The following is a 25,976-nucleotide window of genomic DNA, read 5'->3' as shown; positions in this document are numbered from 1 at the left end:
AGGCCCTTGCTGAGGGAAAAAGCCATGCGCCAGCCTAACTTGACCGATGTCGCGTTGTTCGCAGCAGTTGTGGATGCCGGAGGGTTTCGCGTAGCTGCTCAGAAGCGTGGTATGTCTGCCTCCTCAGTTAGCGATTGCGTGCGCCGCCTCGAGCGCGATCTGGGCGTTCGCCTGCTCAACCGCACTACGCGCAGCGTCTTTCCCACAGAGGTGGGCGCACGACTGCTGGAAAGGCTACGCCCCGCGCTGGAGGAGATAGGCGCAGCTTTGGGCGACCTGGACGACGTGCTCCAACCGGTAGGAACTCTACGCCTCAATGTGCCGGTACCCGTCGCCCGCTTCGTTTTGCCCCGATTGATCCCAACATTCCTGCAGCGCCATCCGGGCATCAATGTTGAGGTAGCCATGGACAACACCTTCATCGACGTCATCGCTGCCGGTTTCGACGCTGGAGTGCGGTACGAGGAAAGCCTGGCCAAAGACATGATCGCCGTGCCAATCGGCCCACGCCGCCAGCGTTTCGTAGCCGCCGCCGCGCCTTCATACCTGCAAAAGCACGGTGAGCCGCGTCACCCGCGCGACCTGCTGACTCACCGGATGATTGGCCATCGGTTCGAGAGCGGAAAACTCGGTGTGTGGGAGTTCGAGAAGGACGGTGCAATAGTTCGCGTACCGCCTCAAGGTCCGTTGCTTACTTCGTCACAGGATCTAGAAGTGGGCTCGGCTGTGGCCGGCGTGGGGATCATCTACACCTTCGAGGAGTACCTCAGGCCACTGCTCGATCAAGGAGTGCTAGCGCCAGTTCTGCAGGAATGGTGGCAAGCCTTTGATGGGCCTTACTTGTACTATAACGACCGCCGACACATGCCATCGCCGCTTCGAGCCTTTGTTGATTTTCTCAAAGAGAACGAAGACTAGAGCTATCGGTTCAACGACGGCTTCTGGCCGGAAGCAGCCCTTCTTGAGGGGCCGTAATCGGCCAGAAGCAGACCTTAGGCAATGCGATTTAGGTGCCGTCGTTGAAGTATTGCTTTTGCATGTCGGATGTCTTGCCATCAAGCTTTAGCGGCAGGCTTTAGACGGAAGCTGACGCCCATACGATTGAAAGCGTTCATCGCGGCGATGGCCGCTGTCAGGTCAACCAGATCCTTTTCCGTAAACATCGCCGATGCTGCTGCGTAGGCTTCGTCGGATACATGTGTCTCGCTTACCCGCGTGACTTCTTCTGCCCAGGCCAATGCAGAGCGCTCCTGATCCGAAAACAGGTATTGCGCTTCATGCCATACCGGTACTAACAGCACCTTGTCCACTGACATACCTTCTTTGATCAGATCACGCGAATGCAGATCGATGCAGTGGGCGCAGCCGTTGATCTGAGACACTCTGAGAAATATTAGGTGGATCAGCGGGGCTGGCAGATTGGTTCCGGTGGTCACGAAACGATGCAGACCTCCAAGGGACTTGGCTGCACCAGGCGAGGCTTCAAACCAATTGAGGCGGTTCATGAGTTGCTTTTCCTTTCTTTGAAACGATGAAGAAAGCGTGACATGCAGCTTCCGGCTACAGAGTCGATTGAGCGCGTACTGAGCTGAATTCCCGAAACTGGCTGTCTTTAGGGCTGAAAGCCCTTGGCGCTACTGATGTGCGACGGACATACACGCTTAGAATCAATATTGGCGCGAAAGCGGACCTTGGTGCTTATCCACTTTATGCCTAGTGCACTGATCCACTTTTGCTCATGCCATCCAATGCGACCCTTTGGCCGTTAGCGGTTGGTAGGAACAATCACAGTTTCGTAACCTGACATCAGCCACGCATCTGACTTTGGTCAGTTCATCAACCAATGTCCGCTATTGCCCGGAAGGCGACGGTGACAGGCAGCCAATACGAAGCGGGGAATCGCCTTTTCCGCGCTTTTTCTTGCGACGAAGCTACGTCCGAATGCTCTGGACTTCAGCCCGCCTCCGCCTCATGGCAACAGACGCATAACTTATTGCCATCGGGATCGCGGAAATAGGCGCCGTAGAAATCCGCGTGGTACTGCGGCCGCAAGCCCGGTGGGCCCTCGTCAGTGCCGCCATGTGCCAGGGCCACGGCATAGGCGTTGCGTACCCCCTCACGGTCATTGGCCAACAACGCCAACATCTGTCCATTTCCCGTTTGACTGGGTTGGCCATCGAACGGGGCGCCGATGACGAGCAGAGGGCGCGGCGCGGTCGGCAACATCCAGGCAGCCCATGGCTTGTTGGGATCGCAGAATTTCAGAGAAAGGCCCAGCTCGGCGGCAAGGGGCGCGTAGAAGGCGTAGGCGCGTTCGAAGTCGCTAATGCCCAGAAACACGTGGGAGATCATGGCGATTACCGAATTGGCTGCACGGGTTTTGATTCTGCTGGGAAAGCCTCCCAGCTGGCTACTCACAGGTTCGGCTGGCCAATCGCGCGCCGCGAGCGGGCGTTCGGCAGCAGCGTGTGGCTCGAGGGAAAATGTCGCTTCTGGCCAAAAGCGAAACTTTCACTGCCGCTGCCGCGCAACGCCAAGCGCACGCTTCATCTGGCCAACGGCGATGTCTGAGAACGCTCGACAAGCGCTCTCAAACGCAACAACATCGTGCCGCTCGGGCTTCACCTCAGCGCAGCTTCTCCAGCATCTGGTAGTACCACATGCCGGCGGCCAGCATCGGGTTGCCGAACACGTCGCCCAGCGGGACCTTGATGTGTTTGCAGGCAGCGAAGGTGTCGTAGTGGCCGAGGGTGCCGGTCAGGGCGTTGGCCATGATCTCGCCCATGATGTGGGTGGTGGCGATGCCGTGGCCGGAGTAGCCCTGGCAGTACCAGACGTTCTGCGACAGCTTGCCCAGCTGCGGGATGCGGTTCATCACGATGCCCATGGCGCAGCTCCACTCGAAGTCGATGCGCACGCTCTTGAGCTGCGGGAAGGTGCGCTCGATGCACGGGCGCAGCTCGCCGGCGATGTCGCGCGAGTCGCGGCCCGAGTAGTTGGCGCCGCCGCCGAACAGCAGGCGCCCGTCGGCGGTCATGCGGTAGTAGTCGAGCACGAAGCGGCAGTCGTACACCGCCAGGTCCTGCGGGTTGATCGTCTTGGCCAGCTCGCCCAGCGGCTCGGTGGTGACGATGCCGCCCATGGCCGGGAAGATCATGCCCTTGAGCTGTTTGCGCGCCAGCTTGTGGTAGACGTCGCCGGCCAGCAGCACCTGCTTGGCGTCGATGCGGCCCTGGGCGGTGATCACCGCCGGGTTGGCGCCCTGGACGATGTCCAGCACCTCGGAATGCTCGAAGATCAGCGCGCCCAGGCTCTCGGCAGCCTTGGCCTCGCCGATGCACAGGTTGAGCGGATGCAGGTGCATGTTGCGGGTGTTCTTGATCGCGCCCAGGTACAGGTCGCTGGCCAGGTGCTCGCGCACGCCGGCGGCGTCGAGCAGGGTCACCTCGTCACCCATGCCGCGGCGCACCGCCTCGGCGTAGGAGGCGCGCAGCTCGTCCATGTGCGCGGGCTTCATCGCCGCGTGCAGGTGGCCGTGCTTGAGGTCGCAGCGGATGCCGTACTTGGCCACGCGGTTTTTGATGATCTCGTGGCCGCGCCAGCGCAGGTGCCAGATGAAGTCGTCGACTTCCTCGCCCAGGCTGTTGCGCATCTGCGTGCGCATGGCCTCGTCGCCGGACAGGCTGCCGGTGACCTGGCCGCCGTTGCGCCCGGTGGCGCCCCAGCCGATCTTGTGGGTCTCGACGATGGCCACCTTGAGGCCGCGCTCGGCCAGCTCGACTGCGGTGGCGACGCCGGTGAAGCCGCCGCCGATGATGGCGACGTCGACGCTGACCTGGCCCTGCAGGGTCGGGTAGTGGGTCTCCTCGTTCAGCGTGGCGCTGTAGTAGGACTTGGCCCGCTCGGCGGCGGCGATCACGGGTTGGGTTGCTGCGTTCATCTGGATTTCCTTGTCGGCCTAGGGTGGAAATCGACGCCTGGTCTTTTCCACCGTGAAAGTTGTGGTGGAAAGCCCTGACGCGGCTTTCCACCCTACGGAGGGTTCACGCGTTGGTCAGGTACCAGCGCCAGTCCTGCTCGCCCACCTCGCCCATGAACTGGCGGTACTCGGCGCGTTTCACCGCCAGGTACACGCGCAGGAAGTCCGCGCCAAAGGCATCGCGGGCCCACGCGGAGCGCTCCAGCGCGCGCAGCGAGGCCAGCCAGTCGGTCGGCAGATGTTCGCGGGCCTGGGCGTAGCCGTTGCCCTCGACCGGCGCGCCGGGGTCGAGGCGCTCGCGGATGCCACGGTGAATGCCGGCGAGAATCGCGGCGGCGGCCAGATAGGGATTGGCGTCGGCGCCGCAGATGCGGTGTTCCACATGGCGGGTGTGCGCCGGGCCGCCGGGCACGCGCAGGCTCACGGTGCGGTTGTCCACGCCCCAGGTGGGTGCCAGCGGCGCGTAGCTGTTGGCCTGGAAGCGCCGGTAGGAGTTGGCGTTGGGGCAGAACAGCAGCAGCGAATCGAGCAGGCTTGCGAGCATGCCGCCGACCGCCTGGCGTAGCAGCGGACTGCCGGCCTTGTCCTCGCTGGCGAACAGGTTGGCGCCCTGCCCGTCCGCCAGGCTCACATGCATGTGCATGCCGGTGCCGGCCAGGTGGTCGAACGGCTTGGCCATGAAGCACGCCTGCATGCCGTGCTTGTGCGCCACGCCCTTGACCAGGCGCTTGTAGCGCACGGCCTGGTCCATGGCGGCGAGCGCATCGCCGTGCTCCAGGGTGATCTCCACTTGGCCCGGCGCGTATTCGGAAATCGCCGTGCGCGCCGGAATGCCCTGGGCCTTGCAGGCGGCGTAGAGGTCGGCGAGGAACGGCTCGATCTGCTCCAGCTCTCGCAGGCCATACACCTGGGTGCTGCGCGGGCGGCCACCGTCGGCGTCCAGGGCCGGTTGCGGACGGCCCTGGGCATCGCGCTGCTGGTCGAGCAGGTAGAACTCCAGCTCGCAGGCCATCACCGGGTGATAGCCGTCGGCCTTGAGCTGGTCGATCACCCGCACCAGCAGGTGGCGCGGGTCGGCCACCGCGGCCGGCAGGCCCTCGCTCGGGTGCATGGAGACCTGCACGGCGGCGGTGGGAATCTGCCGCCACGGCAGGCGCACCAGGCTGCCGGGCAGCGGGTAGGCGCGGCAGTCGATGTCGCCCACCTCCCAGACCAGGCCGGAGTCCTCGACGTCGTCGCCGTGCAGGGTCAGGCCGAGCAGGGTGCTGGGCAGCGGCCGGCCGCTCTGGTACAGCGCCAGCAGCTCCTCGCGGTGCAGCAGCTTGCCGCGCGGCACGCCGTTGGCGTCCAGCACGAACAGCTCGATCAGTTCGATATCGGGGTTGGCGTCGAGAAACGCCCGGGCTTGCTCGACGGGAGCGAATTGCATGATTCCTCGCTTGCGCCAGCGGCGCACGGTGTCTGAAGGGGCAGACAAGATGAAAGGCGAGCCGCGGGCATGGCGCGGCTGGCGTGTTTCAGGCAGCGAGGAAGGCGTCCGGCGGGCGCGCATGGCGGCAATGCCAGAGCGCCCAGAAGGCGAGGATTTCAGGGAGTAGCGCGTCGGCATCGCCGCGCCGTGTCGGGCACGGGCGGGATAGGAGACTGGATCGACGGCTGGGCACACTCATGATCCGAGACTCGCATGCCGGCGAGCCTGGGTTAAATCGGATTTTTTACACACTCAGTTCAGGGCTGGCTAAACAATCCCTCGCACAAACGACAACCGCCCAAAGCGGGCGGTTGTTCGAGCCAGAGGGAGGGAGGTTCAGCCGCGTTCGAGGTCGTCCTGCTTTTCCAGGAATTCCTCTTCCAGCAGCGCGTCGCTGAGCTGGACGTCGCCGGCATCGGCGATGCGGCCGGTGGAAACGGTCTTGGCCTCCAGGCGGCCGGTCAGGTTCTCCAGGGCGTGGCGCATTTTTTCGGCGGCGCCGTCGACGGCCAGGCCCATGGCATCGGCCTTGTGCGTTACGGAGAGGGGCTGATGGCCCTTGAGCCGGGCCTCGATCTGGCAGCGCTTGTCGTCGCTGCCGGACTTGTGTGCGTTCTCGTCGCTGATGTGTACCACCACGCGGGTCAGCATTTCATCGAAGTGATCGAGCCGATCCATCACCTCCGCACTGACCCATTCCTGAAGCCGAGCACTACCTTCGATCTGGTTCGTGTGAACTTGAACTTGCATAGGGCATCCTCGTTTTCCTGGGGTGTTCCGAGGCATGCGGCTGCGGGTCAGGCGGTGAAGCGTCTCCTCTGGTGTTGCCTGCCAAGCGTGGCGTGCCGCCATCGGCACATCACTCCCCTGCTGGGCCACACGACTCGACGGGACGGCGGCCAGGCCGCGGTCCGAATCTCTGGCTCCAGTCTTACTACAGCCGTCCCTGGTCGGCAAATCCAAGATGTCGCAGGGATGTTTCGTCAGATTGCGGCCCTACTCGCTCTGGCGCCGGCTCTGCAGGCTCGCCAGCATGCGCTCGGCGTTCTCGCCACATTGCATGCCCTCGGGCTTGTTCTCGATGTCGGCGATGGTCGCCAGCAGCTGCGCCTTGTTCTGCGCCAGGCGCGCCTGCATCGCCTCGATCTCCCCGACCTTGCGCCTGAGCGCGGCGAGCAGCTCGTCGTGGGGCCAGCTCTTGGCCACCGGGTCCGGCAGCAGGCGGCGGATCTCCTCCAGGCTGAAGCCGGACTGCTGGGCACGGGTGATCACCAGCAGAGTCTGCTCGGCCTGTGGCGGATATTCGCGGTAGCCGTTGGCCTGGCGCTGGGCGGCGATCAGCCCGCTGGCCTCGTAGAAGCGGATGCGCGACGCCGCCAGGCCGGTGCGTTTGGCCAGTTCGCCGATCTTCATGGAATTGCCTCCGAGGGCTATTGACCTTGAAGTTAACTTTAATCTTAGGCTTCACCCATCGTCCACCGGGAGCCCCTATATGACCGCCTTCCAGCCCCTGCAACTGCCCAACGGCGCCACCATTCCCAACCGCATCGCCAAGGCCGCCATGGAAGAGAACATGGCCGACGCCACGCAGGCCCCTTCGGCCGAACTGTTGCGCCTGTACCAGGCCTGGGCCGAAGGCGGCGCCGGCCTGCTGCTGACCGGCAACGTGATGATCGACGGCCGCGCCATGACCGGCCCGGGCGGCGTGGTGCTGGAAGACGACAGCCAGCTGGACAAATTCCGCGCCTGGGCCCGCGCCGGCCGCGCCCGCGGTGCGCAGTTCTGGATGCAGCTCAATCATCCCGGCCGGCAGATGCAGGCCAACCTCGGCCAGCCGACCGTCGCACCCTCGGCGGTGAGCCTGGAGCTGGGCAGCTTCTCGAAGATGTTCCCGCGGCCCAAGGCGCTCGACGACCAGGAGATCGCCGAGCTGATCCGCCGCTTCGTGCGCGCCGCCGAACTGGCCGAGCAGGCCGGCTTCACCGGCGTGCAGATCCACGCCGCCCACGGTTACCTGCTCAGCCAGTTCCTCTCGCCGATCAGCAACCGTCGCAACGACGCCTGGGGCGGCTCGCTGGAGAATCGCGCGCGATTGCTGCTGGAGGTGGTCAAGGCGGTGCGCGCCAGCGTCTCGCCGGGCTTCTGCGTGGCGGTCAAGCTGAACTCGGCGGACTTCCAGCGCGGCGGCTTCGACGCCGCCGACGCCAGGCGCGTGGTGGAGATGCTGGGCGAGCTGGACGTCGACCTGGTCGAGCTGTCCGGCGGCAGCTACGAGGCCCCGGCCATGCAGGGCGACGCCCGTGACGGCCGCACGCTGGCACGCGAGGCCTACTTCCTCGAGTTCGCCGGCGAGATCGCCGCGGTGGCGCGCATGCCGCTGATGGTCACCGGCGGCATCCGGCGCCTGCCGGTAGTGGAGCAGGTGCTGGCGAGCGGCGTGGCCATGGCCGGCATCGCCACCGCCCTGGCCATCGACCCGGCGCTACCCGAGCACTGGCGCCAGGGCCGCGAACGCAGCGCCGAGCTGCCGCCGATCCACTGGAAGCGCAAGGCCCTGGCCTCGCTGGCCTACATGGCCACGGTGAAGTTCCAGCTGCGCCGGCTCAGCCAGGGCGACCGGACGAAACCGGACGTGTCACCGCTGCGTGCGCTGATCGGCGAGCAGCTGCGCACCGCCCGCCGCGCTCGCCAGTACAAGCGCTGGGTCGCTCAGCGCGCCTCCAGCTGATCGATCAGCGCCTCGGCCAGCGCCTTGTCGGAGAACGGGTTCTGCCCGGTGATCAGCTCGCGGTCGACCACCACATGCGGCTGCCAGGCCTTGGCGTATTGCATGTCGCCACCGGCGGCGGCCATGGCGGGCGCCGGGTAGTAACGGATACGCGCGCCGTTCAGCGAGCCCTCGAAGACCGCCTCTTCCGGGTCCGAAAAGATGGTCATGCGGTAGCCCTGGTAGCTCCAGTCCCGTGCCGCCGGCGTCTCGCCGCGCAGCATCGCCGCCTCGTAGCCGCGCGGGTCGGCCTGGGCCGCGAGCAACGCGATGGGGCCATGGCAGATGGCGGCCGTAGGCTTGCCGGCACCGTGAAAGTAGCGCAGCAGCTCGCCGACCTGCGGGTTGTTGGGCAGGTCGATCAGCGGGGCGTGGCCGCCGGGGATGAACAGCGCCTCGTAGCGGTCCAGACCGCCGGCCAGCACCTCGCTCAGCGACAGGCTGTCGTCGATGCCCGGCAGCCCCGCCACCACCTGGCGGATGCGCTCCATCTCCGCCTGGTCGCCGCCGAAGTACTGCGGGTCCAGGGAGGTGCGATCCACGCTCGGTGCATTGCCCTTGGGCGTCACCAGCACCAGCTCGTAGCCGGCCTTGAGCAGGCGGTCGGCCGGCACACCGAACTCGTTCAGGTAGTAGCCGGTCGGGTAGCTGCGGCCGTCTTTCAGGGCCAGCTGGTTCTCGCTGGAAAGCAGCACCAGCACCTGGCCCTTGGGCCCGGCGGCGAAGGCAGACGCAGCGCTCAGAGCGCCGAACAGGGCCAGAGCGAGGGGATGGAAATGCTTCATGGTCGGACTCCGCAGGGTTGGCCGAGCAACGGCGCTCGAATGCCGCGCATCCTAGCGGCGGGGTTATGATTCGATAATTCGAAAGCTCTTATTCCTGGTATCCAAAAAGTGAATATCGCCAAGAAGGACCTGAACCTGCTGCTGGTCTTCCACGTGCTCTATCAGGAACACAACGCCTCGCTGGCCGCCGCGCGCATGGCGCTGAGCCAGCCCGCGCTGAGCCACAAGCTGAACAAGCTACGCCACGAGTTGGGTGATCCCTTGTTCGTCCGTGCGCCACGCGGCCTCGCGCCGACGCCCCGCGCCCATGAGCTGGCGCCGCAGGTGCAGCGGTTGGTCGCCGAACTGGAAGGCTTCTACGACCGCTGCGAGGGGCGCGATTTTCTGCAGCGCGCCGAACGCATCCACCTGTACACCACCGACTACATCGAGCAGACGCTGCTGCCCGCCCTGCTCCCGCACCTGCGCCGCCAGGCGCCCAACCTGCAGCTGATCACCCACAACACCCGCGGTTTGCTGCCGCGCGAGGAATTGGAGAAAGGCACCTGCGACCTGGCCATCGCCGGCTTCTACGCCAACCTGCCGGACACCTTCCACCAGCAGCGCCTGCTGACCGAGGACTTCGTGGTGCTGGCCGCCCGGCACAATCCACAGCTGAAAGACGGGCTCGACCTGCCCGCCTACCTCGCCTGCGACCATCTGCTGACGACCCTGACCGGCGACCTCAACGGCCTGGTCGACCGCGCCCTGCAGGCCCGCGGCCATGCGCGCCGGGTGGCCGCCGGGCTGTCCAGCTTCATCGCACCGAGCCGGCTGATCCACGGCAGCGAGATGCTGCTCACCTGCCTGCGCTCGGTGGCCGAGGAAGCCGTGGCGCGCGATGCCGAGCTGGCGCTGCATCCGCTGCCGCCGGGGCTCGAGTTGCCGCGGGTCGAGGTCATGCAGATCTGGCACGAGCGCACCGACGCCGATCGCCTGCGCCGCTGGCTGCGCCAGCAGATCCAGCAGGTCGCGGGCACCCTCAGCCGCTAAGGTCGTCCAGCGCCAGCCGGCTGCGCTCGAACCAGCCCAGCAGGTAGTCCGCCAGGGCCTGGGTGCGGCGCGGCAGGCTGCCTTGCCAGGGATGGGCGAGAAACACCGGCGTGCTGCGGGTCTGGTAGTCGCGCAGCAACCACAGCAGGCGACCGTCGGCCAGCTCTTCCTGGACCATGTAGGACGGCAGGCGCGCTACCCCGGCGCCGCTCAATGCCGCCTTCTTCAGCAGGCTGTAGTGGTTGCTGGCCAATTGGCCGGACACCCGCACGCGTTCCAGCTGGTGCTGGCGGTGGTACAGCCATTCCTCGAAGCCGCTGTAGTGGGTATTGAGCAGGCAGCTATGGCCTGCCAGTTCGTCCGGTGTACGTGGCGCCGGGTGACGGGACAGGTAGGCCGGCGCCGCGCAGGTGATCTCCTGCAACGCGAACAACGGCCGCGCGACCAAGCGTTCGTCCGGACGTACGCCGGAGCGGATGGCCAGGTCGAAGCCGTCCGCCACCAGATCTCGATAAACATTGGCCAGATCCAGCTCGACCCGCACCTGCGGGTAGCGGCTGGCAAAGTCCAGCAGCAGCGCATCGAAGAAGGTCTCGCCGAGGGACACCGGCACGGTCAGGCGTACCGTGCCGCTGACCTCCTCCTGCAGGCTGAGCACCACCTGGCGGGCGCGCTGAGCCTGGGTCTGCAGTGCCTGGGCCTCGGGCAGCAGGGCGGCACCGGCGGCGGTCAGATGCAGCCGGCGCGTGGTGCGGTGCAGCAACTGGCTGCCGAGGCTGCGCTCCAGACCGCTGATGCGCTTGGACAGCTGCCCCTTGCTGCAGCCCAGGCGCTCGGCGGCGGCGGTGAAGCTGCCGGCCTCCATCAGCAGGGCGAAGGCGGCCAGGTCTTCCAGTTCGCTCATGGCACGGCGCTCATTGTTTCCTGATGAGAACCAAAGGTTTCACATTGCCTGGATTATTGGCAACAACGTGGCGCCTAAGCTGGCCCGTCACTCACCAATACGGAGCCACTCCATGAAAATCATCCTGATCGGCGCCAGCGGCACCATCGGCCGCGCCATCGATAACGAACTCAAGGACCGCCACCAGATCGTCCGCGTCGGCCGCAACAGCGGCGAGCTGCAGGTGGACATCACCGACCTGGCCTCGATCCGCCGCCTGTTCGAGCAGACCGGCCGCTTCGACGCCCTGATCAGCGCCGCCGGCAATGGCCACTTCGGGCCGCTGGAAGAACTCACCGCCAAGGAATTCGCAGTCGGCCTGGACGACAAGCTGATGGGCCAGGTCAACCTGGTGCTGATCGGCCGCGAGTTCGCCAACGACGGCGCCTCCTTCACCCTCACCTCCGGCGTGCTCAGCGAAGACCCGATCCGCTTCGGCAGCGCCCTGAGCATGGTCAACGCGGCGGTCGACGGCTTCGTCCGTGGCGCCGCCATCGAACTGCCGCGAGGCCTGCGCATCAACAGCGTGAGCCCGACCATCCTCGAGGAATCGTTGCCCGGCTACGGCCCCTACTTCCGCGGCTTCAAGGCGGTACCGGCGGCCACGGTGGCGCTGGCGTACGCCAAGAGCGCGGAAGGCCGGCAGACCGGGCAGGTCTATCGCGTACTGTGATCCCGGCGGTTGCCTGAGCGGGCGGAGGGTGGCACGGTGGCGAGGTGTTTCAGACAAGGATGCAAGCCATGACCCGAACCCTGCCCCTCTCCGCCCTGTTCGCTGCCGCCCTGCTGGCCGGCTGCGCCTCCAGCCCGGAAGAAGAGGCCCCCGCCGCCAAGGGCGACGGCCGCTGTGATGCCGAATCCGTGCAGAACCTGGTAGACCAGCGCCTCACCACCGAGCTGGCCGAGAAGGCCCGCGTGAAGTCCGGCGCCGAGTATCTGCGGGTGACCCACCCGAACCAGGCGGTGACCATGGACTACAACCCGCAGCGGCTGAACATCGACATCGATGACGACGACAGCATCATCCGTGTGAGCTGCGGCTGAGGCCCATCCGGCCCGTTCCCGCGGGCCGCGAATGGCGGCGGGCGACTCGGCGGACGGCTGCGCCCACCGCCCGCCCCGGCCCAGCCGGCCCAGCCGAATTTTCTCCGTTACGACGGCTACTCGGCCGAGCCCTCCTCGACGCTCATCTCCATGCGCCGGATCAGACCACTCTCCACCATCTGCCCGAGCAGTTGCAGGTGCGGCAGGCACAGGTGCGCCTCCAGCGCCTGTTCCGAATCCCAGCGGCCTTGCAGTTGCCAGACATCGGCCTGCTCGTGGCGCAGCTCGCAGTCGCGACAGGCCGGATCGCGGCGGGCCCGCAGCAGCAACTCGCACAGGCGCAGGCGCAGCTCTTCGCCGGCGCCCTCGCGGGCCTGGAAGCGGGCCAGGCTGTTGATTGCTTGATTCATGGCAGTGTCTCCTGCAAGAGCCGCCCCCAGCGGGGACGCGGCTGCGATAGACCGTCTCGGACAGGCGCTCTCAATAGGCGCTGGAGGTGGGGCGGATCACCAGCTCGCTGACATCCACCGCGGCCGGCTGGCCGATGGCGTAGGCGATCGCCTCGGCGATGGCGCTGGCCGGAATCGCGTCGCGGCGGAACTCGCGGATCATCTCCAGGGTGGCGCCATCGGAGATGGTCTCGGCCAGGTCCGACTCGGTGACGCCGGGCGAGACCACGGTGACGCGGATATCGGCGCCCACTTCCTGGCGCAGCGCCTCGGACAGCGACACCACCGCCGCCTTGGTCGCGCAGTACACGGCGCCGGTGGCGATCGGCTTGTAGGCACCTATGGAGGCGACGTTGATGATCTGCCCGGCGCGGCGCTGCTGCATGCTCGGCAGCACGGCGGCGATGCCGTGCAGCACGCCGCGGATGTTGACGTCGATCATGCGATTCCATTCGCCGATCTTCAGCGCCGCCATGGGGGACAGCGGCATCACCCCAGCGTTGTTGACCAGCACATCGACCCGGCCGAAACGCTCCAGGGCCAGGTCTACCAGGGCCTGCACATCCTCCTCGCGGACCACGTCGGTGGCGCGGTACTCGGCCGTGCCGCCCTGGTTGCGGATATCCGCGGCCAGTGCCTCCAGACGCTCGCTGCGGCGAGCGCCGAGTACGACGCGGGCGCCCTGGTTGGCCAGCAGGCGGGCGGTGGCTTCGCCGATGCCACTGCTGGCGCCGGTGATGACGATGACTTTCTCTGCGATCTGCGACATGAGCTGTTCCTCGGCAAGCGGCGCGGAAGTGGCGCCGGGACGAGGCAGAGATTGCGCCTGGGGCTGCGTACATCGTTAGACGGAAACTGTCGAGAACTTGCCTGATTCTGCAAAGCACACCCGATCAGACGCTACGCTTGGCGAACTACGACGAGTCGGCTTGCCCAAACCTGCCGTGCTCTTGCCTGATCCTGCCGATAGCAGCCGAGCCGCCACACGCCGCGGGTATGCTTGCGGCAACCGAGGAGATCCGCGCCATGCTCAACGTCGAGAACGCCGAACAGAACCTGGAAGGCCAGCGCTGCGAGCTGGCCGGGCTGATTGCTCGATACTGTGCCGAGGGCGGCATCGTCGAGACGACGATTCCCGGCCTGGCGCTGTACCGCGCCACCGCACCCTCGCCCATCGTCCACACCCTGTACCGGCCGGCCCTGTGCATCATGGCCCAGGGACAGAAGGTGGTGCGCCTGGAGGGCGAGGTCTACTGCTACGACCCGCTGCATTACCTGGTGGCCTCGGTGACCCTGCCGGTCACCGGCGAAGTCACGCTGGCCGCGGAGGAACAGCCGTACCTGAGCCTGCGCCTGGATATCGACCCGGCCGAGCTGGCCAGCCTCATCGCCAGCGCCGGGCCCATCGGTGTGCCCAACCAGGGCAGCGGCCGCGGCCTGCATGTTGACCGCCTCGACGCCCCGCTGCTGGACGCCGTGCTGCGCCTGGTGCGCCTGCTCGACAACCCGCGCGACATCGCCATGCTCGCGCCGCTGGTGCAGCGCGAGATCCTCTACCGCCTGCTGCACAGCCCCCAGGGCCAGCTGCTGCGCGATATCGCCACGGCGGACAGCCAGGCGCACCGGGTCAACCGCGCCATCGAATGGCTGAACCAGCACTACGACGAGCCGCTGCGCATCGACGAACTGGCCAAGGTGGCCAACCTCAGCACTTCCACCCTGCACCACCGCTTCAAGGCGCTGACCGCCATGAGCCCGCTGCAGTACCAGAAGCAGCTGCGCCTGCAGGAGGCGCGGCGGTTGATGCTGTGCGAGAACCTGGACGTGTCGAGCGCCGGCTACCGGGTCGGCTACGAGAGCCCCTCGCAGTTCAGCCGCGAGTACAGCCGGCTGTTCGGCGAACCGCCGATGCGCGACCTGGCGCGGCTGCGCAGCGCGGGCTGACTACCAGCTCAGCTCGAGGCGGCTCTCGAAGCGGCGCATCTCGCCGCTCAGCGGGTCGACGAACTCCAGGCTGTGGGCCAGCAGCTTGAGCGGGCGGCTGAAATCGTCCACGCCCTTCTCGTCGACGAGTTCGGGATAGAAGGTGTCGTTGAGGATCGGCGCGCCCAACGCCGCCATGTGCACGCGCAGCTGGTGCTGCTTGCCGCTGACCGGGAACAGCCGGTACCGCCACAGGGCATCGCGCTTCTCCAGCACTTCCAGCAGGGTTTCGCTGTTCGCCTCGCCCGCCACCTCGCGCATGCGGAAGAACGGCTCGCCCTTCTCCAGGCGCGAGCGGTGGCGTAGCGGGAATTTGTGCTGCGGCAGCGCCGGGGCGATGGCCTGGTAGCGCTTGTCGATGCGCTTTTCGCGGAACAGCGCCTGGTAGGCACCACGGCTGGCAGGTGTGGTGGAGAACAGCACCAGCCCGGCGGTGTGCCGGTCGATGCGGTGCAGCGGCGCCAGGTGCGGATTGCCGGTCTCGCGCACCAGGCGGGTGAGCAGGGTTTCCTCGGCGTAGTCGCCCGCCGGCATCACCGGCAGGAAGTGCGGCTTGTCCGCCACCAGCAGGTGCGCGTCGAGGTGCAGCACCTGGGCCTGGAAGGGAATCTTGCGCTCGTTCTCGATCTCGCGGAAATACTGCACCCGCAGCGCCTCGCGGTAGGGCGCCTCGGGGCCCAGGGGGCGGTCCTGGTCGTCCAGCACCAGGCCGCGGGCCATGCGCGCCAGCCAGGTATCGCGGGAAATCTGCGGGAAGCGCGCACACAGGCAGTCGAGCACGGTGGGCCAGCTGCCGGCCGGCAGGTGCAGATAACTGGGGCGAACGTTGAGCGGGCGCGAGGACATGGCGGCGGGCGTGGCGGCAGGGCCGGGCATTATTCCTCAGCGCGGCGAAAAACGCCGCCCCGCTCGTCCCCGCATCTGTAGGGGTCGATCCGCATGCCGCTGTAACTGCCGGCGGGCAAGGCGCCGGAGCAGGATAGGCTGCCAACCCGAGGAGCACTCATGAAGACCATAGGCCTGATCGGCGGCATGAGCTGGGAATCCACTCTGCCCTACTACCGTCACGTCAACGAAGCGATCAAGGCGCGCCTGGGCGGCCTGCATTCGGCGCAGCTGGTGCTGTACAGCGTGGATTTCCACGAGATCGAACAGCTGCAGCGCAGCGGGGACTGGCAGCGCGCCGGCGAGCGCCTGGGCGAGGTGGCGGTGGCGCTGCAGCGCGCCGGCGCGGACTTCCTGGTGCTCTGCACCAACACCATGCACAAGGTGGCGGCGGCCATCGAGGAGGCCTCCGGCCTGCCGCTGCTGCACATCGCCGACCCGACCGCCGCGGCCATCCGCGCCGCCGGGCTGCAGCGCGTCGGCCTGCTCGGCACCCGCTTCACCATGGAGCAGCCGTTCTACCGCGAGCGCCTGGAACAACAGCACGGCATCGACGTGCTGGTGCCGGACGAGGCCGACCGCGACCTGGTGCACCGGGTGATCTACGAGGAGCTGTGCCTGGGCGTCGTGCGCGAGGAGTCGCGCCAGGCCTATCGGCAGATCATCGAGCGGCTGGTGGCGCGCGGCGCCCAGGCGGTGATCCTCGGCTGCACCGAGATCGGTCTGCTGGTCGGCGAGGCGGACGCCGCGGTGCCGCTGTTCGACACCACCCTGCTGCATGCGCGGGCGGCGGCCGACGAGGCGCTGAAGTAAACGACGGCTGCCGTTGGCTGTTGGGAGGCTCGGAGGCTCGATTCCCGGCATGGCCGATGTTCCGCGGCACATCGGCCAGCCGCTAGCCGATCAACTGATCGATTCGCTCGTCGTACAGCATCACCCGGTCGCGGCCGGCGGCCTTGGCGGCGTAGAGCGCCTTGTCGGCGCCCTGCACCAGGCCCTCCGGGCCGTTCACCGCCACGCCGAGCGGCTGCGGCAGGCAAACATTGACCCCGGCACTCACACTCAGGCGCCGCCAGGGCGAGCCGGCATGCGTCAGCCCCAGGTTCTCCAGGGCCAGACGGATCTGCTCGGCCACCTGCAGGGCGCCTTGGGCATCGGTTTCCGGCAACAGCAGGCAGAACTCCTCGCCGCCGTAGCGCACGGCCAGGTCGGCGGGGCGCCGCTGACCGGCACGCAACAGCTCTGCCACGGCGCGCAGGCACTCGTCTCCGGCGGAATGGCCGTAGATGTCGTTGTACTGTTTGAAGTAGTCGACGTCGAACATGACCAATGCCAGCGGCCGCTGGGTACGCATGGCACGGGCATATTCGTCGTTGAGCGCATGCACGAAGCGGCGACGGTTGGCCAGGCGGGTCAGCTCGTCTTCCAGCGCCTGCTGCTCCAGGCGCCGGTTGAACGAACGCAGGGCGTCGCGGGTCGCGGTCAGCTCCACTTCGGTCTTCTGCCCCTGCTTGATCAGGTGCAGCAGGTAGAAGCCGAACAGCGCCAGCAGCACGGCCAACGCTCCGACGACCGTCAATTGGCGAATAGTGTCTTCACGCCAGTCGGCGAGGATGTCCTCCTTGGCCAACGCGGTGATCACCACCAGCGGATAGTTCTGTACCTGGCGATAGCTGAACATTCGCTCTACGCCATCGACCACCGACGGCATGATCGTCGTGCCGGCCGGCCCCTCGGGCAGCAGGTCGGTGAAGATATGGCCGCGGGCCAGGCTGGTGCCGATCAGGTCCTCGCGAAACGGGTTGCGAACCAGGATGGTGCCGTTGTTGAGCGACAGGTTGATGCTGCCGTTCCGGCGCACGTCGAAGGTGGCGTAGAACTGGCGGAAGAAGTCGATGGACAGAGTCGCCAGGGCCACACCGGCGAAGTTGCCCTCGGCATCCTCCAGGCGTCGTGACAGGGGAATGATCCAGTCGCCAGAAATGCGACTGCGCACCGGCAGGCCGATGTGGGCGCCGTGGTCGTAGGGATGCTCGCGGTGATAGATGAAATACTCGCGGTCGGCATTGTTCGCGCCCAGCGGCACCTCGCCGAACGAGTTGACCACCCAGTTGCCGTCACGGTCATAGGCGAACAGCCCGTGCAGCTCGGCCTGCTCGTAAACGTGCTGGCGCATCAGCGCCTGCAGGCGCTGCCGCTGGCGCGGCTCGACGCCATCCACCTCCAGCCGCTCGACCAGGTCGAGCAGCACCGTGTCGGCTTTTTTCATCGAGTCGCTGGCCTGGCGCGCCAGGGCCGAGGCCAGGTTGGAGGTCTCGATCTCGGCCTTGCGCAGTTGTACCTCGCGGGCCTTCCAGATCAGCCAGCCGTCGGTCGCCACCAGCGTCAAGCACACCAACACCACGAAAATCCGGGCCAGCGGCACGATCGCCGGCCGCTGCCACCAGCGCGCAAAGCCCTTCCCTGCTTCGGTGCCTTCACTCATCGATTTGCCGCTGTCCGCATTCGGCTGCTTTGCCTCAACTATAGGAAAGCCTGACGCCAATCAGAAGGCGCCACGCAACAGATACACGACCAGACCGACGACGGCACTGGCGAGCAGCACCGGAATGACCCCGCGACGCAGCACGAACAGCGCCACGGCCGCCCCGACGGCGATCAGCGCCGAGGGCCAGTCGAACGCACCCGCGAAGCCTTCAGGCCAGAGCACATGGTAGGCGAAGAACAGTGCCAGGTTGAGAATCACCCCGACCACCGCCGCGGTGATGGCGGTCAGCGGCGCGGTGAATTTCAGCTCGCCGTGGGTCGACTCCACCAGAGGCCCGCCGATGAGGATGAACAGGAATGACGGCAGGAAGGTGAACCAGGTGACCAGGCACGCCGCAAGGGCGCCGCTGACGAAGGCCGAATCGGTGCCGAACACGGGTTGGGCCCAGGCACCGAGGAAGGCGACGAAGGCCACCACCATGATCAGCGGACCCGGCGTGGTTTCGCCCAAAGCCAGGCCGTCGATCATCTGCCGCGGAGTCAGCCAGCCGTAATGGTCCACGGCGCCCTGATAGACATAGGGCAGCACGGCGTAGGCACCGCCGAAGGTGAGCAGCGCGGCCTTGGTGAAGAACCAGCCCATTTGGGTCAGGCTACCCTCCCAGCCGAACGCCAGGATGAGCATGCCCATCGGCAGCAGCCAGAGCGCGGCACCGATCGTCAGCAGAAGCAGTAGGCGCGGCAGGCGGAAGCGGGTGTGCGCCGGCGGCGGTGTGTGATCGTCGATCAGCGCCGGCCCGTAGGAACTGGATACCGCGCCCTGCCCGCCGAGGGCGAAGTGCTGCGGCGCCAGGCGCCCACCGACCACGCCGATCAGCGCGGCGCCGAGCACGATCAGCGGGAACGGCAACTGCAGAACGAAGATCGAGAAGAACGCGGCGACCGCGATGCCCCACAGCCAGCGGTTCTTCAGCGCGCGGGCGCCGATGCGCTGGGCGGCCTGTAGCACGATGGCGGTCACCGCCGGTTTGATGCCGTAGAAGATGCCGGCCACCAGCGCCACGTCGCCGAAGGCGATGTACAGCCACGACAGCAGGATAAGGATCAGCAGCGAGGGCAGCACGAACAGCACGCCGGCGATCACCCCGCCCCAGGTGCGGTGCAGCAGCCAGCCGATGTAGGTGGCCAGCTGCTGGGCCTCGGGCCCGGGCAGCAACATGCAGTAGTTGAGCGCGTGCAGGAAGCGCCGCTCGGAGATCCAGCGGCGTCGCTCCACCAGCTCCTGGTGCATGATGGCGATCTGCCCGGCCGGCCCGCCGAAGCTGATGAAGCCCAGTTTCAGCCAGAACAGCAGCGCCTCGCGCCAGCCCAACGGTTGCGGTCCTTCGGTCTGCATATGGTCCTCCCCCCTGAATTGCCGGCCATGCTGCCACAGGCATGCGACAACGGCATGGCGTTTGGCATCTTCGGCCGGGACTTGGTCGGCGCGGATGCATACACTAGCCGGCAGTTTTCCTGATGCCCGAGGCCACCATGACAGACGCAGCTTCCTCCACCGCCATCATCATCGGCGCCGGCCATGCCGGCGGCGAACTGGCCATCGCCCTGCGCAACGAGGGCTGGGAGGGGCGCATCCTGCTGCTCGGCGAAGAAGCGCACCTGCCCTACCACCGCCCGCCGCTGTCCAAGGCCTATCTGGCCGGCAGCGTGGAAAAGAGCAGCCTGTCGATCCGCCCGCAGGCCGCGTATGACAAGGCCAACGTCGAGTTCCGCGGCGGCGTGCGCGTCACCGCCATCGACCGCCAAAATAAGACGCTGCAGCTCGCCGACGGCCAGCATCTGGCCTACGACAAGCTGGCCATCGCCACCGGCGGTCGGGCTCGCCCCCTGGCCGTGCCCCGCGCGGCGGATGCCGAGCTGTGCGCCAACTTCCACTACCTGCGCACCCTGGACGACGTCGAGCGCATCCGCGAGCAAATGAGCGCGGGCAAGCGCCTGACCATCGTCGGCGGCGGCTACATCGGCTTGGAAGTGGCCGCCTCGGCCATCGCCCAGGGCCTGCAGGTCACCGTGCTGGAAGCCTTGCCGCGGGTGCTGCAGCGCGTCACCGCCGCGGAGCTCTCAGCCTATTACGAGCGCAAGCACCGCGAGGCGGGCGTGGACATCCGCACCCATGTGCAGGTCGCGGACCTGGAGGTGACAGGCGCCGCGGTGAGCGCCGTGCTGTGTGCCGACGGCACGCGTCTGGAAACCGATCTGGTGGTGGTCGGCATCGGCCTGCTCGCCAACACCGAGCTGGCCGCCGAGGCCGGGCTGGACATCGACAACGGCATCCTGGTCGACGAGCATGCCCGCACCAGCGATCCGCATATCTTCGCCGCCGGCGACTGCACCAACCACCCCAACGCCCTGCTCGGCCGCCGCCTGCGCCTGGAGTCGGTACCCAACGCCCTGGAGCAGTCGCGCGTCGCCGCCGCCGGCATGGCCGGCAAGGACAAGCGCTATGCCTCGGTGCCCTGGTTCTGGTCCGACCAGTACGAGCTGAAGCTGAAGATGGTCGGCCTGGCCGAAGGCTTCGAGCGCCTGGTGCTGCGCGGCGACCCGCAGAGCGACAGCTTCAGCGCCTTCTACCTCAAGGACGGCAAGGTGCTCGCCGCCGACACGGTGAACCGCCCGCAGGACTTCATCGCCGCCAAGCGCCTGGTGGCCGAGGGCATCGTGGTGACCGTCGAGCAACTGGCCGACGACAGCAAGCCGCTCAAGGAGCTGCTGCCAGCTCCAACGGCCTGAAGCCAGCCAGGGCGATGGCGGGTGTTTTTGTAGCCCGGATGCAATCCGGGGACGGAGCCGCCTGTTCCCGGATTGCATCCGGGCTACGGCTGAAAGAGCTGCTGCCCATGCCGGCGGTCTGATCGCAGAAATGAAAACACCGGCCGAGGCCGGTGTTTTTCTGTAGCCCGGATGCAATCCGGGAACGGTGTTCACCGGCCTTCCCGGATTGCATCCGGGCTACATCAGCCTTGGCTCAGCTCAGGGAATCCACGACCACAGCTCCACGTCGATGAAGCGGAAGATCGCCCGGGTGAAGGCCTTCCATACCGGCAGGGTTTCGCCGGCGGACTTGGCGTAGCCGGTCATGCCCGATTTCAACTCGCCCGCCGGGTTGTCGATGATGGTCAGCACCTTGACGTACTTGCCGGCGCTCTTCTCCACCACGTTGGCGTCGATCTGCGTCACGGTACCGTCGAACAGCCGGTCGGAATAGGCCAGCGGCTTGACCTTGAGCACCGCGCCCGGCTGCACGTAGCCGATCTCGGTTTCCGGCACCTCGATCTCGGCGAACACCCGCTCGGCCTTCTCCACCACGGCGAAGGGCTCGCCCGGCGGCTGGAACTTGCCGACCTTCTGCTTGAGTAGCAAGGTGATCAACTTGCCGTCCATCGGTGCGCGCAGCTGCGAGCGCTCGATCTTCGCCAGGTACAGGTCGCGCTCGCCGCGCCAGCGCTGCACCTGCGCCTCGGCGGCGGCGATGGAGTCCGGCGTGGCGCCGACCTTGGCCAGCGTCAGGTTGGCCTCGGCGACCTGGACCGCCATCAGGTCCACCTCGTACTGGCGGCGGGCCTGGTCGGCCTGCTGGGCGGAGACACCGCCCTTGGCCAGCAGGGTGAGGTGGCGCTGGTGGTTGGTCTGGCTGAACTGGGTCTGGGTGCGCGCCATGTCCAGGCTGCGCTGGGCCACCTCGACCTCTTCGATCCGCGGCCGCGCCTTCAGCTCGGCGACGATGGCCTGTTCTTCGGCGATGCGCGCCTCCGCGATCTTCACCTGCGCGGCGTAGTCGCCGGTGGCCAGGCGGGCCAGCACCTGACCGGCCTTGACCTGTTCGCCACCTTCCACCAGCACTTCGGTGACGATGCCGCCGATGTCACTGGCGACCTGCTGCTGCTCGGTCGGCAGGATGACGAAAGTGCCGCCCGGCTCATAGGGATAGGGCAGGAACAGGCAGATCAGCAGCGACAGGGCGAAAACCCGCCCGCTATAGCGCGCCAGCTTGTTGGCCGGGCGGGCGCCAACCTTCTGCTCGACGTTGTCCGGCAGGCGGCGGCGCTTCCAGCGCTCGTACTGCACGGCGCGCTCGTACATCTCGTTGGCCGACCTGAACTTGCGGTAGGTCAGCAGGCTCAGGTAGCCGATCAGCACCACCGCGGCCAGCACGCCGGTGCCGCCGAAGTTGAATTTCAACCAGCTGCCAACCAGCAGCAGGGCAATGACGAACAGCAGCACCGAATAAAGGATGGAGGCCAGCCCGTAGGCCATCAGCGCGGTGTCGTTGGCCTCGCGATAGGCATTGCAACGGATCCGCCCGAGCAGCGCCTTGAAGGCCTTGCCACGCAGCTGCGGCTCATCGACCAGCACGGCGATCAGGTGGTAGCCGCTGCTCTTCGACAGCGGGTTGAGGGTCAGCAGCAGCGCCACCGCACTGGTGATCGCCAGGGCCAGGCCGGCGACCGGCAGCAGGCCATTGGAGGCACGGGTCAGGTACCAGGTGAACACACCCAGGCTGAACAGCGCCAGGCGCATCAGCACCGGCCCGCCGTGCAGCCACAGGCGCTCGCGGCGGCTCAGGCCGATCAAGTGGCGGATGCGCGGCGAAAAGCGCGGCAGGAAGCCGAGCATGAAGGCCACGGACAGGCTGTACACCGTGCCGCGGTACTTCTGCGCGGTCAGCGCCAGGGTCAGGGTGCACAGCAGGTTGACGGTGAACAGGCTGAAGAACACATGGCCGAGAGCGCCCATGCCGACCAGCCGGGTGCTGGCGTCCAGGTGCGCCTGGTCGAAGTTGTTGAGCACGATGCCCAGGGCCAGGCCGAACAGCAGCGGCAGCAGGAACACGCCGTACTTCAGCGGCTCGGTCCAGCCCTGCATGGCCTTGAGCAGACGGTGCGGGTTGAACAGGTGCAGCACCGGGATCTGCAGCGTGTCATCCATGCCCGCCGAGTCGCGCACGCCGGCCTGCAGCGGCTCGCCGTCACCGCGCGCCGCCTCATTGGCGGCTCCGCTCGGACGGCTCGGCGCGATGGGCGCGGCCTGTATCGGCGCGGCACCGATCGTTGTCGGTGCCGGCTCCTGACGACGCGCCGGCGGCGTGGCCTTATCGCGGAAGCGCGCGACCTTCTCCTCCAGCAGGCGCTGCAGATCCTCCTGCAGCTGCTCGCGGTACTGCGCCACCAGTGGATGGGCGGCGGCGGCCATGCCGAGCAGGCGCTGGTCGATCAGGCTGACCAGCAGCGCGTCGAGGTCGCCACGGCTGAGCATCTGCGAGAAACGGCGCTCGTAGCTGGCGGCGACGGCGACGAACTCTTCGTCGACCTGCAGCATCTCGAGAATGAAGAACTGCGGCGTCTCCAGCTCCCACTGCAGCTGGCTGGCCGGATCGATGACCACGTACAGCGGCTCCTGCCGGCCGTTGCGCAGGAACACCTGCAGGCCCTTGCGCAGCAGCAGCGGCGTGGCGATCTTGCGGGCGTCGCCGAGGTCGGACTCTTTCTTCGCGGAAATATTGCCGTTCATAGCACGGGGCTTCCTGTGGACCGGTCACGGATACCGGCGCTGGGTGCAGCCGAGGTCATCTGTTTGCGCGGCGCGAAGAACACCTCGCAGCCGCCGCGCGGGTTGTCGATATAGCGATCCCCGCCCAGCGGCCAGACCTTGGGGCCGAAGGGGTTGGCGGCGCCGAGGAACAGGCCGTAGGGCGAGGAAACGATGGTGCGCATGCCGATGTTGTAGGGGTTGCCCATGCCGTCGGTGGTCACCGGCACCCAGTTCTCGCCGTCGTAACTGCGGTACAGGTCGAAGCCCGACTGGCGCTCGAAGATGAATTGCTCGCCCACGCTGTTGATGATGTTAAGGAAGGGCTCCGGCCAACTGTCGCGCCGGGCATAGCCGAGCAGGCCACTCCAGTCGAACGTCGACAGGTAGAGCCAGCCCTCGTGCTCGGCCATGCGCCAGAAGTAGCCGTTGAAGAAGTTGTCGAAGCCGGCCATGTAGCCGGACAGCGGCTCCTTCCATCCCTGCTCGGTCATGCGGGCGTCGCCCACCAGCAGGTCCCAGCTGTTGTCCGGGCGGATGCGGATCAGCTCGGGTGGCGCCGGGCCCACGCCATTCTGCCGGTCGATGCCACCTCCCTGGATGGCACTGCCGACATACAGCGCGCCCTTGAACGGGTACATGCTCAGCACCGACTGGTTGAGCGGGCCGCGGCCGGCACCGTCGGCGATCACCTGCTCCCAGTGGTAGGGCTTGGTCTCGCAGGTACTGCGCCAGACCTGGTAGCCCTTGAGATTGAAGGTACCGATATAGAGATGGTCGCCGAACGGGCACATCTCGAAGATGGTCTTGTTGCCGTCGTCACCGAAGCCAAAGTCGCTGACCGCCTCCCAGCCGCCCTCCTCCGGCGCCGCGCTCTCGTAGACGATGGAGTGCGAGGAGACATTGGGGTTGCCGCCGCGCGAACCGGCCGGGGTGGTGTACATGCGCCCCTTGAAGCTGACCATGGTGCGGATGGTGGTCACCGGCAGGCCCATCAGGCCGGGCTCGCAGGTGGGGGTGAAGTTCAGCCCGTCCTCGCTGCGCAGCAGCAGCGGCCCCGGGCCCTTGGCCGGCGACCAGGTGCTGACGAACAGCGATGGCTTGCGCCCGGCGCTGCCGGGGTACACGCACATGCCGCGGAAGCCCAGCTCGCGGGGAATCTTCGAGCCGTCGCTGCCGATGATGGTCGGCGCCTTGAACACCCGCTTCCATTCGTCCTTGCGCGGGTTGTAGCGCCAGATCTCGGCGTGCAGGTCCAGGTCGAACGGGTTGGCCGGGCACTCCACCGGCCAAGGGTCCATGCTGATCGGCAGGCGCGCCTTCATCAGCGGGAAGTTGCCGCGGGTGGTGCCGACGTACAGGTGATCGTTGAACCACGCCATGGCATGGGCATAGGCGTTGATGCCGTCGCCGAAGCCGTTGCGGGCGATCAACTGGAAGTCGTCCTCGCTGAGCCCGGCCGGTACCCGCACCTTGCTTGGCAGGTTGAACATCGAGCCGGCGCGGGTCTTGCGCGCCAGCACCTCGGCGATGAAGGCGTTGAGGTGGTCGAGGGCATCGTCGAAGGCGCCGAACGGCCCCTGCTCCCTGCCCTCGCGGGTGGCGTAGAACCACTGCTCGGCGCGGCTGTAGATGCGGTCGCTGCGGAAGAACGGCTTGGCCTCGGTATCGTCGGCACGGCCCTGGCGCTGGGTGCTGGCACGACGCAGGAAGAACTCGAAGGAGCGGATCAGCTTCTGCGGCCGCGAGGCCGGGAAGAAATGCCCGGCGCCGCGCACCAGGCGGAAGTCCGCCCGTGGCCAGACGGTGAGCAGCAGCTCGCCGGTGGTCACCGCCTGGGAGCGTTCGCCGTAGATCGCCAGCAGCGGGAAGTGCAGCTGGCGCAGGCGCTCCACCACCAGACCGTCGTCGCCCATCAACTCTTCCTGGGCGGCGGTGGTCTCCAGCAGTTTCACCCACTGGTCGGCGGTGCGTTTGCCGGAGCTGCCCATCAGCGGGTTGATCAGCTCGCGCAACGCATCCGGCAGCTCGCGCTGGTTGAGTTGCAGGGTCGCCGCCTCCTTGAGCAGGCGGTAACCGAAATAGGGTTCGCGGGTGTTCAGCGGAATGCCGTTGTCATCCAGGATGCGCTGGATATGGTCGGCATAGCGCCAGTCGGCACCCACGTTGCGAATGGCGGCGATGTGCGTGTCGGCAAGGGTCAGGCTGCGAAAGCGCTGCGGCTGCTCGCAGGCCAGGTTCAGCGCGATGGTGCCGCCGAAGCTGTGGGCGATGAAATGCGCACGGCCGATACCCAGCCAGTCGAGCAGCTGGCGCAGGTCCTCGGCCTGTTCGGCCGGGGTATAGCCCTGCAGCGGCATGCTCGAGCGACCATGGCCGCGCAGGTCGTACATGGTCACCCGATAATGCTTGGCCAGGGCATGGCCGATCTGCATGTACCAGAACGCCAGGTTGGCGGCGAGGCCGTGGATCAGTACCACGTCCTCGATCTCGCTTTCCGTGCGCTCGCAGGACAGCTGTTGATAGTGCAGCCGGACTCCGTTGACCTCGGCCATCGCCATCGCG

At 66.9% G+C, this 25,976-nt stretch carries 23 protein-coding genes; 8 read left to right on the top strand and 15 right to left on the bottom strand.

Features of this window, described 5'->3' with window-relative positions; all coding sequences use genetic code 11:
* The first annotated feature begins 24 nt into the window (after positions 1 to 24).
* Positions 25 to 918, top strand: a complete 894-nt coding sequence (locus NF616_RS00180; RefSeq protein ID WP_252270777.1) for a LysR family transcriptional regulator — start codon at positions 25 to 27, stop codon at positions 916 to 918.
* 137 nt (positions 919 to 1,055) lie between these two features.
* Here NF616_RS00180 and NF616_RS00175 read toward each other — a convergent pair whose 3' ends face one another.
* The 6 genes from NF616_RS00175 to NF616_RS00150 form a co-directional block, all read right to left on the bottom strand.
* The gene (locus tag NF616_RS00175) at positions 1,056 to 1,505 is read right to left on the bottom strand and encodes a carboxymuconolactone decarboxylase family protein (protein WP_252270773.1); all 450 of its coding nucleotides are present in this window, start codon (positions 1,503 to 1,505) and stop codon (positions 1,056 to 1,058) included.
* Positions 1,506 to 1,953: 448 nt separating this feature from the next.
* The gene (locus tag NF616_RS00170) at positions 1,954 to 2,352 is read right to left on the bottom strand and encodes a VOC family protein (protein ID WP_252270771.1); all 399 of its coding nucleotides are present in this window, start codon (positions 2,350 to 2,352) and stop codon (positions 1,954 to 1,956) included.
* Positions 2,353 to 2,626: 274 nt separating this feature from the next.
* Positions 2,627 to 3,940 (bottom strand): NAD(P)/FAD-dependent oxidoreductase, encoded by a 1,314-nt coding sequence (locus NF616_RS00165; protein ID WP_252270769.1) that lies wholly within the window; start codon positions 3,938 to 3,940, stop codon positions 2,627 to 2,629.
* A gap of 103 nt (positions 3,941 to 4,043) precedes the next feature.
* Positions 4,044 to 5,408 carry a glutamine synthetase family protein gene (locus tag NF616_RS00160; protein WP_252270767.1) on the bottom strand — a complete coding sequence of 455 codons (1,365 nt, stop codon included), beginning with the start codon at positions 5,406 to 5,408 and terminating at the stop codon, positions 4,044 to 4,046.
* 378 nt (positions 5,409 to 5,786) lie between these two features.
* Complete coding sequence (locus tag NF616_RS00155) at positions 5,787 to 6,200, bottom strand: HPF/RaiA family ribosome-associated protein (RefSeq protein WP_252270765.1); 414 nt, start codon at positions 6,198 to 6,200, stop codon at positions 5,787 to 5,789.
* 246 nt (positions 6,201 to 6,446) lie between these two features.
* Complete coding sequence (locus tag NF616_RS00150; RefSeq protein ID WP_252270763.1) at positions 6,447 to 6,863, bottom strand: MerR family transcriptional regulator; 417 nt, start codon at positions 6,861 to 6,863, stop codon at positions 6,447 to 6,449.
* Positions 6,864 to 6,942: 79 nt separating this feature from the next.
* On the opposite strand from NF616_RS00150, the gene NF616_RS00145 reads away from it, so the two are divergent.
* Positions 6,943 to 8,178, top strand: coding sequence for an NADH:flavin oxidoreductase/NADH oxidase family protein (locus NF616_RS00145; RefSeq protein WP_252270759.1), 1,236 nt, complete (start codon positions 6,943 to 6,945; stop codon positions 8,176 to 8,178).
* Here the strand turns inward: NF616_RS00145 and NF616_RS00140 are convergent.
* Entirely contained in the window at positions 8,160 to 9,002 is an 843-nt protein-coding gene (locus tag NF616_RS00140; RefSeq protein ID WP_252270758.1) for a type 1 glutamine amidotransferase domain-containing protein, read from the bottom strand. The two genes, NF616_RS00145 and NF616_RS00140, sit on opposite strands and share 19 nt — an antisense overlap.
* 108 nt (positions 9,003 to 9,110) lie before the next feature.
* Between NF616_RS00140 and NF616_RS00135 the strand changes: the two genes are divergently transcribed.
* On the top strand, positions 9,111 to 10,034 hold the full coding sequence (locus NF616_RS00135) for a LysR family transcriptional regulator (protein WP_252270753.1): 924 nt from the start codon (positions 9,111 to 9,113) through the stop codon (positions 10,032 to 10,034).
* Here NF616_RS00135 and NF616_RS00130 read toward each other — a convergent pair.
* Positions 10,024 to 10,938 carry a LysR family transcriptional regulator gene (locus tag NF616_RS00130; RefSeq protein ID WP_252270749.1) on the bottom strand — a complete coding sequence of 305 codons (915 nt, stop codon included), beginning with the start codon at positions 10,936 to 10,938 and terminating at the stop codon, positions 10,024 to 10,026. The two genes, NF616_RS00135 and NF616_RS00130, sit on opposite strands and share 11 nt — an antisense overlap.
* A gap of 112 nt (positions 10,939 to 11,050) precedes the next feature.
* Here NF616_RS00130 and NF616_RS00125 point away from each other — a divergent pair, with 112 nt between their 5' ends.
* Entirely contained in the window at positions 11,051 to 11,650 is a 600-nt protein-coding gene (locus NF616_RS00125) for a short chain dehydrogenase (RefSeq protein ID WP_252270747.1), read from the top strand.
* Between the two features lie 68 nt (positions 11,651 to 11,718).
* On the top strand, positions 11,719 to 12,021 hold the full coding sequence (locus NF616_RS00120) for an I78 family peptidase inhibitor (RefSeq protein ID WP_252270743.1): 303 nt from the start codon (positions 11,719 to 11,721) through the stop codon (positions 12,019 to 12,021).
* Between the two features lie 116 nt (positions 12,022 to 12,137).
* Here NF616_RS00120 and NF616_RS00115 read toward each other — a convergent pair whose 3' ends face one another.
* Together NF616_RS00115 and NF616_RS00110 are read right to left on the bottom strand one after the other, a co-directional pair.
* A complete protein-coding gene (locus tag NF616_RS00115; protein ID WP_252270742.1) occupies positions 12,138 to 12,431 on the bottom strand; it encodes an antibiotic biosynthesis monooxygenase in 294 nt (97 codons plus the stop codon).
* A gap of 70 nt (positions 12,432 to 12,501) precedes the next feature.
* Positions 12,502 to 13,239 carry an SDR family oxidoreductase gene (locus NF616_RS00110; RefSeq protein WP_252270740.1) on the bottom strand — a complete coding sequence of 246 codons (738 nt, stop codon included), beginning with the start codon at positions 13,237 to 13,239 and terminating at the stop codon, positions 12,502 to 12,504.
* A gap of 227 nt (positions 13,240 to 13,466) precedes the next feature.
* On the opposite strand from NF616_RS00110, the gene NF616_RS00105 reads away from it, so the two are divergent.
* Positions 13,467 to 14,414, top strand: a complete 948-nt coding sequence (locus NF616_RS00105; RefSeq protein ID WP_434091836.1) for an AraC family transcriptional regulator — start codon at positions 13,467 to 13,469, stop codon at positions 14,412 to 14,414.
* Here the strand turns inward: NF616_RS00105 and NF616_RS00100 are convergent, their stop codons facing one another.
* Positions 14,415 to 15,329: a pseudouridine synthase gene (locus tag NF616_RS00100; protein WP_434091835.1), complete on the bottom strand. Its 915-nt coding sequence runs from the start codon at positions 15,327 to 15,329 to the stop codon at positions 14,415 to 14,417. It abuts the gene before it with no gap.
* Between the two features lie 129 nt (positions 15,330 to 15,458).
* Between NF616_RS00100 and NF616_RS00095 the strand changes: the two genes are divergently transcribed.
* Positions 15,459 to 16,151, top strand: a complete 693-nt coding sequence (locus NF616_RS00095) for an aspartate/glutamate racemase family protein (RefSeq protein WP_252270738.1) — start codon at positions 15,459 to 15,461, stop codon at positions 16,149 to 16,151.
* 82 nt (positions 16,152 to 16,233) lie between these two features.
* On the opposite strand, the gene NF616_RS00090 is transcribed toward NF616_RS00095, so the two are convergent.
* Both NF616_RS00090 and chrA read right to left on the bottom strand, forming a co-directional pair.
* Positions 16,234 to 17,739: a sensor domain-containing diguanylate cyclase gene (locus NF616_RS00090; RefSeq protein ID WP_252270732.1), complete on the bottom strand. Its 1,506-nt coding sequence runs from the start codon at positions 17,737 to 17,739 to the stop codon at positions 16,234 to 16,236.
* Positions 17,740 to 17,883: 144 nt separating this feature from the next.
* A complete protein-coding gene (chrA, locus tag NF616_RS00085) occupies positions 17,884 to 19,221 on the bottom strand; it encodes a chromate efflux transporter (RefSeq protein WP_252270731.1) in 1,338 nt (445 codons plus the stop codon).
* Positions 19,222 to 19,358: 137 nt separating this feature from the next.
* On the opposite strand from chrA, the gene NF616_RS00080 reads away from it, so the two are divergent.
* The gene (locus NF616_RS00080; RefSeq protein ID WP_252270730.1) at positions 19,359 to 20,615 is read left to right on the top strand and encodes an NAD(P)/FAD-dependent oxidoreductase; all 1,257 of its coding nucleotides are present in this window, start codon (positions 19,359 to 19,361) and stop codon (positions 20,613 to 20,615) included.
* A gap of 240 nt (positions 20,616 to 20,855) precedes the next feature.
* Here NF616_RS00080 and NF616_RS00075 read toward each other — a convergent pair whose 3' ends face one another.
* The gene (locus NF616_RS00075; RefSeq protein WP_252270729.1) at positions 20,856 to 23,393 is read right to left on the bottom strand and encodes an HlyD family secretion protein; all 2,538 of its coding nucleotides are present in this window, start codon (positions 23,391 to 23,393) and stop codon (positions 20,856 to 20,858) included.
* Entirely contained in the window at positions 23,390 to 25,972 is a 2,583-nt protein-coding gene (locus NF616_RS00070; RefSeq protein WP_252270728.1) for an alpha/beta fold hydrolase, read from the bottom strand. Before NF616_RS00070 ends, NF616_RS00075 begins: the two co-directional genes overlap by 4 nt.
* Positions 25,973 to 25,976 lie beyond the last annotated feature (4 nt).

This window comes from Pseudomonas subflava (assembly GCF_023823685.1).
GTDB classification, from domain to species: domain Bacteria; phylum Pseudomonadota; class Gammaproteobacteria; order Pseudomonadales; family Pseudomonadaceae; genus Aquipseudomonas; species Aquipseudomonas subflava.
This window is presented reverse-complemented; position numbering and strand designations above follow the sequence as displayed.

Coding starts and splice junctions, on each gene's coding strand:
- NF616_RS00150 (WP_252270763.1), bottom strand. CDS start 6,863: ATGAAGATCGGCGAACTGGCCAAACGCACCGGCCTGGCGGCGTCGCGC.
- NF616_RS00100 (WP_434091835.1), bottom strand. CDS start 15,329: ATGCCCGGCCCTGCCGCCACGCCCGCCGCCATGTCCTCGCGCCCGCTC.
- NF616_RS00145 (WP_252270759.1), top strand. CDS start 6,943: ATGACCGCCTTCCAGCCCCTGCAACTGCCCAACGGCGCCACCATTCCC.
- NF616_RS00140 (WP_252270758.1), bottom strand. CDS start 9,002: ATGAAGCATTTCCATCCCCTCGCTCTGGCCCTGTTCGGCGCTCTGAGC.
- NF616_RS00165 (WP_252270769.1), bottom strand. CDS start 3,940: ATGAACGCAGCAACCCAACCCGTGATCGCCGCCGCCGAGCGGGCCAAG.
- NF616_RS00170 (WP_252270771.1), bottom strand. CDS start 2,352: ATGATCTCCCACGTGTTTCTGGGCATTAGCGACTTCGAACGCGCCTAC.
- NF616_RS00110 (WP_252270740.1), bottom strand. CDS start 13,239: ATGTCGCAGATCGCAGAGAAAGTCATCGTCATCACCGGCGCCAGCAGT.
- NF616_RS00080 (WP_252270730.1), top strand. CDS start 19,359: ATGACAGACGCAGCTTCCTCCACCGCCATCATCATCGGCGCCGGCCAT.
- chrA (WP_252270731.1), bottom strand. CDS start 19,221: ATGCAGACCGAAGGACCGCAACCGTTGGGCTGGCGCGAGGCGCTGCTG.
- NF616_RS00125 (WP_252270747.1), top strand. CDS start 11,051: ATGAAAATCATCCTGATCGGCGCCAGCGGCACCATCGGCCGCGCCATC.
- NF616_RS00160 (WP_252270767.1), bottom strand. CDS start 5,408: ATGCAATTCGCTCCCGTCGAGCAAGCCCGGGCGTTTCTCGACGCCAAC.
- NF616_RS00115 (WP_252270742.1), bottom strand. CDS start 12,431: ATGAATCAAGCAATCAACAGCCTGGCCCGCTTCCAGGCCCGCGAGGGC.
- NF616_RS00130 (WP_252270749.1), bottom strand. CDS start 10,938: ATGAGCGAACTGGAAGACCTGGCCGCCTTCGCCCTGCTGATGGAGGCC.
- NF616_RS00095 (WP_252270738.1), top strand. CDS start 15,459: ATGAAGACCATAGGCCTGATCGGCGGCATGAGCTGGGAATCCACTCTG.
- NF616_RS00075 (WP_252270729.1), bottom strand. CDS start 23,393: ATGAACGGCAATATTTCCGCGAAGAAAGAGTCCGACCTCGGCGACGCC.
- NF616_RS00070 (WP_252270728.1), bottom strand. CDS start 25,972: ATGGCGATGGCCGAGGTCAACGGAGTCCGGCTGCACTATCAACAGCTG.
- NF616_RS00175 (WP_252270773.1), bottom strand. CDS start 1,505: ATGAACCGCCTCAATTGGTTTGAAGCCTCGCCTGGTGCAGCCAAGTCC.
- NF616_RS00155 (WP_252270765.1), bottom strand. CDS start 6,200: ATGCAAGTTCAAGTTCACACGAACCAGATCGAAGGTAGTGCTCGGCTT.
- NF616_RS00180 (WP_252270777.1), top strand. CDS start 25: ATGCGCCAGCCTAACTTGACCGATGTCGCGTTGTTCGCAGCAGTTGTG.
- NF616_RS00105 (WP_434091836.1), top strand. CDS start 13,467: ATGCTTGCGGCAACCGAGGAGATCCGCGCCATGCTCAACGTCGAGAAC.
- NF616_RS00120 (WP_252270743.1), top strand. CDS start 11,719: ATGACCCGAACCCTGCCCCTCTCCGCCCTGTTCGCTGCCGCCCTGCTG.